This is a genomic window from Alteromonas sp. CNT1-28 (assembly GCF_022348345.1).
GTDB classification, from domain to species: domain Bacteria; phylum Pseudomonadota; class Gammaproteobacteria; order Enterobacterales; family Alteromonadaceae; genus Alteromonas; species Alteromonas macleodii.
Genome location: NZ_JAKREZ010000019.1, coordinates 67,863 through 76,710, shown reverse-complemented (window position 1 = coordinate 76,710; position 8,848 = coordinate 67,863). Strand labels below are relative to the sequence as shown.

Below are 8,848 nucleotides of genomic sequence, written 5' to 3'. Positions count from 1 at the left end.
CTACCAGAATGAGTTGAATGCGAATGGGATCCAGCCGTCAATGACAGATGGTTACGACTGTTATCAAAATGCATTAGCAGAACGAATAAACGGTATACTCAAGCAAGAGTTCTTAATCTATCGGTGTAAAACAATAGAGGAATTACACATACTCGTTACCGAATTAATCAAGATTTACAACGAAATGAGACCGCACCTTAGTTTGGTATGAAAACTCCCAACCAAGTGCACGATCGAAAAGGCCAGCTACTAGAGCTGGCCTAAAAACTGTCAACCTATCTTAGGTCGGGTCACTATTTCCCCAAAATTGGATTGCGAGCACATCCCCACCTTAAAAATCTATTTTTACTAGAAAATTTTGTCAATATCAGCCATCTAGGCTAGCCCTTATATCAGTCACTCGTGTAAACTACTGCTTTTATTTCAGGCAAGCCTTAGCGCACAGAATAATTCTTCCTATGCTTTGGCCATGCAGTCATCATGTAAATTGAGGAAAACATGGAGCTTGACGCTATTATCAATCAGGCACAAAGCCAGATTGACGCTGCACAAGATGCAGCCACATTAGACCAAGTTAGGGTCGAATTCATGGGTAAGAAAGGTAAACTTACCGACTTACTTAAAGGGCTTGGAAAGTTATCTAACGAAGAACGTCCTGCCGCAGGCCAAAAGATTAACCAAGCTAAACAGGTTATTCAGCAAGCTATTTCTGCTAAAGGTGAGTTTTTACGCACTGAAGAGCTTAACAAGAAGCTAGCAGAAGAGGCAGTAGATGTAACTTTGCCTGGTCGCACAGAAAAGCCAGGAAACTTACACCCGGTTAGCCGCACGATTGCACGCATTGAGTCTTTCTTTGGCGAGCTTGGCTTTTCGGTTAAAACTGGCCCTGAAATTGAAGATGGTTTTCACAACTTCGACGCTCTGAACATTCCTGCGAATCACCCAGCGCGTGCCGACCACGATACGTTTTACTTCAACCCAGACATGATGCTTCGTACGCAAACCTCTGGTGTTCAAATTCGTACTATGGAAGCAGAAAAGCCACCATTGCGTATTATCTCGCCAGGCCGTGTGTATCGTAACGACTACGATCAAACTCACACGCCAATGTTCCACCAAGTGGAAGGTTTGATGGTTGATAAGAACGTTAGTTTTACCGACCTTAAAGGTATCTTGCACGACTTCTTACATCACTTCTTCGAAGAGTCACTAGAAATTCGCTTCCGTCCGTCTTATTTCCCGTTTACTGAGCCTTCAGCTGAAGTAGACGTTATGGGTAAAAACGGTCAGTGGCTTGAAGTATTGGGTTGCGGCATGGTGCACCCAAATGTACTTAAAGCGGTTGGTATCGACCCAGAAGAGTACACAGGTTTTGCCTTTGGTATGGGCGTAGAGCGCTTAACTATGCTTCGTTATGGTGTTAACGACTTACGCGCGTTCTTTGAAAACGATCTTCGTTTCCTTAAGCAGTTCAACTAAGGCAGAGAGTACACATGAAATTCAGTGAAAAATGGTTAAGAGAGTGGGTTAACCCGTCGCTGTCGGCACATGAGCTGTCTGAACAGTTGAGCATGGCTGGCCTTGAAGTAGACGGTGTTGAGCCAGTAGCAGGCGATTTTAAAGGCGTGCTAGTAGGTGAAGTTGTTGAGTGTGGTCAGCACCCGAACGCCGACAAACTGCGCGTAACTAAAATAAACGTAGGTGGCGATGAGCTACTTGATATCGTTTGCGGTGCGCCTAACTGCCGTCAGGGCATTAAAGTAGCAGTTGCTGTTGTTGGTGCTGTATTGCCGGGCGACTTTAAAATTAAAAAAGCAAAGCTTCGCGGCGAGCCGTCATTCGGTATGCTATGTAGCTTCTCTGAGCTAGGTATTAGCGACGACCACGATGGTATTATCGAGCTTCCCGCCGATGCACCTATTGGCGCAGACATTCGCGATTACCTTGGACTTGATGACAACGCAATCGAAGTAGACCTGACACCAAACCGTGCAGACTGCTTGGGTATTCGCGGCATTGCCCGTGAAGTTGGCGTTCTTAATAACCTTGACGTGTGCGAGCCTGAAGTAGCTGCGGTAAACGCAACTATTGAAGATAAATTATCAATTACGCTAAGCGCTGACGACGCATGCCCACGTTATTTGGGCCGTGCGGTTAAGGGCGTTAACGTTAAAGCTGCATCGCCACTATGGCTAGTTGAAAAGCTGCGTCGCTGCGGCATTCGCAGCATCGACCCCATTGTTGATGTGACTAACTTTGTATTGTTAGAGCTTGGTCAGCCAATGCACGCGTTTAACCTTGCCAGCATTGAAGGCAACGTTAACGTGCGTATGGCAAAAGAAGGCGAAACGCTTACGCTACTTGACGAGACCGAAGCTAAGTTACAAAGCAATACTTTAGTTATCGCTGATGACAACAAAGCGTTAGCTATGGCAGGTATTTTCGGCGGCTTACATTCTGGTGTTACCACCGAAACCCAAGATATTTTACTTGAAAGTGCTTTCTTTAGCCGTGATGCGATTATGGGCCGTGCCCGTCAGTACGGTTTGCATACCGATGCATCGCACCGTTACGAGCGTGGTGTAGACCCACAGCTTCAGCGTAAAGCCATGGAGCGCGCTACTGCACTAGTACTAGAAATTTGTGGTGGTGAAGCTGGCCCTGTTGTTGAAGCAGTGGCTGAAGACAAGCTACCTAAGCAGGCTACGGTTACGCTACGTCGTGAACGTTTATCTCGCGTGCTAGGCATTAGCATTGACGATGCAAAAGTAACCGAAATGCTCAACCGCCTTGGTTTAGACGTAACGCAAACTGAAGCCGGCTGGGAAGCAGTTGCGCCAAGCTATCGATTCGATATTTCAATTGAAGAAGATTTGATCGAAGAAATTGCGCGCGTATACGGTTACAACAACATTCCAAACGTGGCACCAAAAGCGACGTTGGCAATGCTGCCTTCGCAAGAAGCCAAGCTGCCGCTAAACACTATGAAGTCGTTGCTTTTGAGCCGTGGCTACAATGAAGCAATTACTTATTCGTTTGTAGACCCTAAAATTCAAAACGCATTATTCCCAGACGTAAAAGGTATGGTGCTACCACACCCAATTTCATCTGATATGTCGGTAATGCGTGTAAGTTTATGGCCGGGATTAGTTGGTGCTACTGCTTATAATCAGAAGCGTCAGCAACAACGTGTTCGCATGTTTGAAACCGGATTACGCTTTATTCCTCAACAAGATGCGCCAAATGGTGTATTGCAACAGCAAGTAATTGGTGGTGTAGTAGCAGGGCGTCGTAATGAAGAACATTGGGACTTGGGCGACAGCCCGGTTGATTTCTTCGATGCAAAAGCCGACGTTGAGGCGTTATTGGCACTTACAGGCAGAACCGGTGAGTTCCAGTTCGTTACAGGGCAACACAGTGCGTTACACCCTGGCATGACGGCAAAAATTTTGCTTAATGATGAAGAAGTTGGCTATATTGGTGCTATACACCCGCAGTTTACTAAATTGCTTGGTGTTAACGGCCGTGTATTTGTGTTCGAACTAGTGGTAGATGCCATTACTGAGCGCAAGTTACCGTCAGCAGTACCAGTATCGCGCTTCCCATCGAATCGCCGTGATATTGCTATTACGGTTAAAGATGAAGTGCGTGTAGGGAATGTTCTTTCTTACATAGAAAATATTGGCGTAAATCAACTAGTTGCTCTAAACTTGTTCGATGAGTACAAAGGCAAGGGAATTGAGCCTGGCTATAAGAGCCTTGCTTTGTCACTTCATTTACAAGATCCGGATAAAACCTTGGAAGAAGCTGAGATTCAGCAAGCTGTAGATACTGTGGTTAAAGGTCTGGAATCTGAGTTTGGGGCCGCGTTAAGAGAGTAAACTATGGCATTGACCAAAGCCGAGATGGCTGAACACCTATTCGAGAAACTAGGCATTAACAAGCGTGATGCGAAGGATCTGGTAGAGCTTTTTTTCGAAGAGATTAAAGGCGCTCTGGAATCTGGTGAGCAAGTAAAACTGTCAGGTTTTGGCAACTTTGACCTGCGTGATAAAAATGAACGTCCTGGCCGCAATCCAAAAACCGGTGAAGACATTCCAATTAAAGCGCGCCGCGTGGTTACATTCCGCCCGGGTCAAAAACTGAAAAGCCGAGTTGAAAACTCAGAGCCTGTCGACCAATAATCTTTAGGTCGTTACAATACTGAAAAAGAGCGAGATCTCTCGCTCTTTTTGTATTGCTTCTTTTATACAGTGCTTTCGCACTGGCTTTCATATGCAATATCTTCGGAGGAAAGTGTGAAGAAAGCACTTGTCGTTCTTGCTATTATTGTTGCTGCTACCTTTTCATGGTTTGCTTATCTGTCGCTAGATGCAGACAAACGAGACCAAGACGCAGCGCAAGTTCCGCTAATCACGGTCATGGAAATTCTTCACGCCAGCGATTTGCAGCAAGGTGTAAAGCAAGCGGTTAAAGATGGGAATATCGAAGTAGTAGATTCTTGGATGGTACAAGCCCGTGAAGTAGGGCAGGCTGCCAACCTGTCATCAGAAGATATGGAATATCTTAATTCCGAAACTGCGAAAGATTACGTTGTATTCAATGCTAAGCGCCAGCTGTACAACGAAGCGTTTGAAGCGCGTTATTATGCGTTGGAAGAGGTAGAAACGCTTAAAGAGCAGTATCCGGAAGCCAAGGACTTGTTTGCTCGTACTGATGCGCTAATTGAAAAGCGTGACGCTATCATTCAACAAATTGCTGTCGCTATTTCAGGAAGCGAGCAGCCTGACGTAGCCGCGCTTGAAGAAGCACGCAAACAGTGGTTAGCGCAGGCGGCCAATTAGATTATGATTTAAGTTATAACTTAGGCTATTGCTCGCGCTGCACTCAAACACTCACCAGAAACCTATACCACAGACCAGCTTCATACCCCTTCCTACTTTTCGTACTATAAATTCGTTGAAATCTTGATTTGAAAATGTACGCAATTTGGCGTACATTTGTCTTTCGTGTGGAGTGCTGGGTGCGTTACAAGGAAATAAAGCGACAGGTCATTGACTGTCTAAATAAAGGATACGTTTCCCATGAGCAGAGAAACGATATTGACGTTAAAAATTTATTGGCAATTGGGCAAGTGTCGCTTGAGGAAGTTGCCGAAATTATAGGTCGAAGTCGAGGAAACGATTATTCTTCCAGCCTTCATCATTTTGATAGCAGCATTACAGTACATGTAATTAAGACAAGGCTAGCCGGTCACAATTGGTATGTTAAATGGTATTACGTAGAGCCGAATAGCGTTTTTATTAGCGTCCATCATTAGGGAAAAGATATGAAAATTTTCAAAGTCGGCGAGTCGCAGAAAGCGGCATGCAGCACGTGCCAGTCATTTGAAAATGCGACATTTCAACTTAGAGATGTTCCTTTCAGTGATGGTACGGGAGTGGTTAAAAAGGTTTTGGTGGGGGTATGCGATAAGTGTGAAAGCGTAACCGTGTTACCTCATCAATCCACACCTGCGGTTAAACGTCAATATGAAGCAAAGCGAAAGCCAGTGGAGGGGCGTTTACCTGCGCATTTAATCGATATTCTAAATTTAGCGACAATGGAAATTGGTGCAACTACAGACTTTGTTCCAAGCATGATGAAGTACTACATTCACTCATTGTCTGAAGATGAAAAGTCAGCAAAAAAGATAGCGAGTTACCTTCAAAGTGACTTGGCAAAAGGTAGATCAGAAAAGCGCCTATCGCTAAAAGGGCGTAAGATTTTTGAAGACATAGAGCACCTTAAATCACTCTCGCACATAGAAAACACCACTGATTTACTGAAAGGTATAATCCTTAAGATAAACGAAGATGTGCTTATTAAAAAAAGGCTCAAACCAATCGAAAACCTTAAGAATATAATGGCGGCAGTTGCATAACCAAAAGCTGCATTGTAAGTTTTCGCTAACGATATATTGGGTTGTAACAAGTTAATTTATCGAAATATCCGCAAATTTGGCGCTTGTTAACAAAGCTAAATCGGCAGGAGAAAGCGCCACTTCTAAACCTCGTTTTCCGGCGCTTACGTGAATAGTTTGCAGATTTTCAGCGCTGTTATGGATAACGCTTGCTAAGCGCTTTTTTTGCCCTATGGGGCTTACACCACCTAACACATAGCCTGTTGCAACCATTACCGCGTTTGCTTGCGCCATTTCTACCTTTTTAACACCTAACGCTTTAGCCATTTTCTTTTCGCTAAGTTTGGTGTTTACAGGGACCACGGCTACGGCAAGTTTGTTATTATCTGTACTCACTACCAATGTTTTAAAAACGGTATCCGCATTAAGGTTAAGCTTTTCAACCGCCTCTAGCCCGTATGACGCCGCATTTGCGTCGTGGTCATACTTTAATACCGTGTGCGCGATACGTTTTTTGGTAAGTAGTGTGATTGCAGGTGTCATTCAACCTCTTTTCTATAAAATGTTCGGCTGTATATGGGCTCATTGGGGAGTAACGGTGTAGCAGCGTGCGTTGCGTAGTCGTTAAATCCAGACGCGTAAAATTCTGAAAGCGGGTGGCCAGATTGTCCGCCAGGTAGTGTTAGAATGGCATCCTCTAAATGGCCAGGGCTGACAAATAGTCGCTCAGAGGCACCAAAACTAGGTGCTTGTACAGCAGGCATGTATGTATCACCAAAACCTTCTACTTGTTGCATGTTTAACATATCACCAACTAGAGGAATTTGATCCGCAAATGGATGTTTAACAGAGAGTGCGTTCACCTTGCCCCAGGCTAATGTTTCCATATTAGCTTCTACTGGTGAATACTTGTCTAATAACTTGTGTTTGGCGCGCCTATAAGCGTCTACAAGTAGCTCGTCGAAGCTTTCAGTATCGTTAGGTAGCCAAGAGTCAGGCTGACTATGAATAAGTTGCCACACAGCAGGTTCAATGCCACGTAAGAGTGTACGGCTGTTTACACCTTGTTGGTCTAACGTTGAAAGTACGCCTCCAAAAAGGGTTCGTAACACTTCCTGCCTAAAGTGCTTAACTAACGTGTAGCCAACCGAATCTTCACATGCGCATTCGTCCCATGTGTTTAGGTAAGCGAGGTCGGGTTTAAATTCAATGTCTTGCATGTTGAGCAGCCCATACAAAAGGTGCTGCCAAGGAATAAGAAAGCGGGCATGATTATCTAACTGAATGGCGTAAAAGTCAGTCTCAGTAAAGGTATCTTTTTCAAACAAACGGTCTCTTATTTGTTGTCCGCGAGCACCTAGCGCGTAACCACCGTCGCCCCAGACTTTGAAGTCATCAGCCGAAATTACTCTAGCATTTGCAGTCCATATTCTTCCCATATCGGGGTTTAAAACCATGGGAAGCTTTGATGCGCGCTTTGGTGGTGTGTTTACTGCTTCTTGTTCTTTTATAGCAGTGAATGAAGCCTGCTGCCTTTCCATAACTGCGCCGCCAGGAAGCCAAGCCGCATTGCCGCTTTCATCAACAATCACGAGGTTTTGCGTGGGAATAGCAATGCGTTGGCCCATCTTTATCGCTGCTTGGACATTTTTTGCATTGCCGAAGTTTATTATTCCCAAGTTCGCAGCAAACGGATGATGCGCTACCCAATTAAGTGCATAGCGCTTGCCATTGAGTTCTTTCACTGGCCCATACGAGCTTACTTCAAACTCAAATGTGTGCTCACCATCAGGTAAAGGAATACGCTCTGTTACCGTACTTGTGGCCGTCGATTCGCCTAGCTCAATCCAATCTACATTGTCTAAATTTGCATTCGTAAAACCCCAAGCGATATGGCCGTTGGTGCCTACAACTATGCCAGGAATACCCGGCAGGGAAACCCCGGTTATTTGTACATCGCTGCCCGATTCTTGATAGTTAAGCTGGGCGCGATACCAGATGATGGGAACCCGCAAGCCTAAATGCATGTCGTTCGCTAAAAGGCCTGCGCCTGACGTGGTGTGACTCCCGGTTACCGCCCAGTTGTTGCTACCGATATCAGGAAGCTCAGTACCGCTATATTGTGCACGGGCGATAGCAGTATAGTCCTTATCGTTTAGGTTCTGGGCAGATTCGTCCTCAGGATCTCGCTCAAGGCTCTCGTCGTTACTATCTTCTGGTGAGTGAGTAATTGGGCGTAGCGATGCAGGGTACTCTGGAATAGGTGCTTCAAGCAGTGGTATCTCGCTGGCATCAAGCGCTGCCTGATAATTACTTGGCTGAGTAATGAAGCTGTATAAATCATTCCCAAATGTTGAAAGCAGTGCCTCTCTTGCTAAATCAAGCTCTACTTGGCTACCTTGTAAATCCAAATACATACTGTAAATCACAAGAATACTGTCGGTGGGGCGCCATTGTTTTATATCAACGCCTGCAGCTAGGTATTCAAAAGGTGGCAACGTATACTCAGACAATGCGTCATTTACGCCGTGGGTGTAACGTACAAGTAGTTCTTGTTGTTTTGAGGGAAGGTTATCGAATACGGCTTTTGCTCGTTTCTCAAATTGATGAAAGCGGGCTTTTTTATCGATATCTAGGGCAATGTCGCCCACCCATTGTGACAAACTGCCCGATGCGGCGCGGCGCTGTAAATCCATTTGAAAAAAGCGATCTTGAGCATGCGCAAAACCCAGTGCATAGGCTGCGTCGAAAATATCGTTGGCTTTAATAACAGCTTGGCCTAGTTCGTCACGGCTTAGCTCAGTAGGTGCGTTTACGTGATAGGTGGCGCTATTTCCGTCAAGTGCGGGCAAACTCATACGAAGCGAGATGTACAATCCCAGTACCGTTAAAAAAAGCAGTGCTAAAACAGTTAAAACCAACCACTTGAACCAATTTATCACGTGT

The 8,848-nt window shown here is 45.2% G+C and carries 7 protein-coding genes and 1 pseudogene; 6 read left to right on the top strand and 2 right to left on the bottom strand.

The window, feature by feature from the left end; all coding sequences use genetic code 11:
* The 6 genes and pseudogenes from MHN02_RS13155 to MHN02_RS13130 form a co-directional block, all read left to right on the top strand.
* Positions 1 to 264, top strand: a pseudogene (locus MHN02_RS13155) (integrase core domain-containing protein); the annotation flags it as partial.
* Between the two features lie 234 nt (positions 265 to 498).
* A complete protein-coding gene (gene pheS / locus MHN02_RS13150; protein ID WP_012518127.1) occupies positions 499 to 1,479 on the top strand; it encodes a phenylalanine--tRNA ligase subunit alpha in 981 nt (326 codons plus the stop codon).
* A 14-nt stretch (positions 1,480 to 1,493) separates the two neighbouring features.
* On the top strand, positions 1,494 to 3,881 hold the full coding sequence (gene pheT, locus MHN02_RS13145) for a phenylalanine--tRNA ligase subunit beta (protein WP_239246591.1): 2,388 nt from the start codon (positions 1,494 to 1,496) through the stop codon (positions 3,879 to 3,881).
* 3 nt (positions 3,882 to 3,884) lie between these two features.
* Positions 3,885 to 4,184 (top strand): integration host factor subunit alpha, encoded by a 300-nt coding sequence (gene ihfA / locus MHN02_RS13140; RefSeq protein WP_012518129.1) that lies wholly within the window; start codon positions 3,885 to 3,887, stop codon positions 4,182 to 4,184.
* 114 nt (positions 4,185 to 4,298) lie between these two features.
* Positions 4,299 to 4,844, top strand: a complete 546-nt coding sequence (locus MHN02_RS13135) for a hypothetical protein (RefSeq protein ID WP_239246589.1) — start codon at positions 4,299 to 4,301, stop codon at positions 4,842 to 4,844.
* A gap of 485 nt (positions 4,845 to 5,329) precedes the next feature.
* Positions 5,330 to 5,923 carry a hypothetical protein gene (locus MHN02_RS13130; protein WP_061094791.1) on the top strand — a complete coding sequence of 198 codons (594 nt, stop codon included), beginning with the start codon at positions 5,330 to 5,332 and terminating at the stop codon, positions 5,921 to 5,923.
* Positions 5,924 to 5,974: 51 nt separating this feature from the next.
* Here the strand turns inward: MHN02_RS13130 and ybaK are convergent, their stop codons facing one another.
* Both ybaK and MHN02_RS13120 read right to left on the bottom strand, forming a co-directional pair.
* The gene (ybaK, locus tag MHN02_RS13125; protein ID WP_239246587.1) at positions 5,975 to 6,445 is read right to left on the bottom strand and encodes a Cys-tRNA(Pro) deacylase; all 471 of its coding nucleotides are present in this window, start codon (positions 6,443 to 6,445) and stop codon (positions 5,975 to 5,977) included.
* Complete coding sequence (locus MHN02_RS13120) at positions 6,442 to 8,844, bottom strand: penicillin acylase family protein (RefSeq protein WP_239246585.1); 2,403 nt, start codon at positions 8,842 to 8,844, stop codon at positions 6,442 to 6,444. Before MHN02_RS13120 ends, ybaK begins: the two co-directional genes overlap by 4 nt.
* Positions 8,845 to 8,848: the final 4 nt, after the last annotated feature.

Bases quoted from the DNA above. Each gene is read 5' to 3' on its own strand.
- pheS (WP_012518127.1), top strand. From the start codon at position 499: ATGGAGCTTGACGCTATTATCAATCAGGCACAAAGCCAGATTGACGCT.
- pheT (WP_239246591.1), top strand. From the start codon at position 1,494: ATGAAATTCAGTGAAAAATGGTTAAGAGAGTGGGTTAACCCGTCGCTG.
- ihfA (WP_012518129.1), top strand. From the start codon at position 3,885: ATGGCATTGACCAAAGCCGAGATGGCTGAACACCTATTCGAGAAACTA.
- MHN02_RS13130 (WP_061094791.1), top strand. From the start codon at position 5,330: ATGAAAATTTTCAAAGTCGGCGAGTCGCAGAAAGCGGCATGCAGCACG.
- ybaK (WP_239246587.1), bottom strand. From the start codon at position 6,445: ATGACACCTGCAATCACACTACTTACCAAAAAACGTATCGCGCACACG.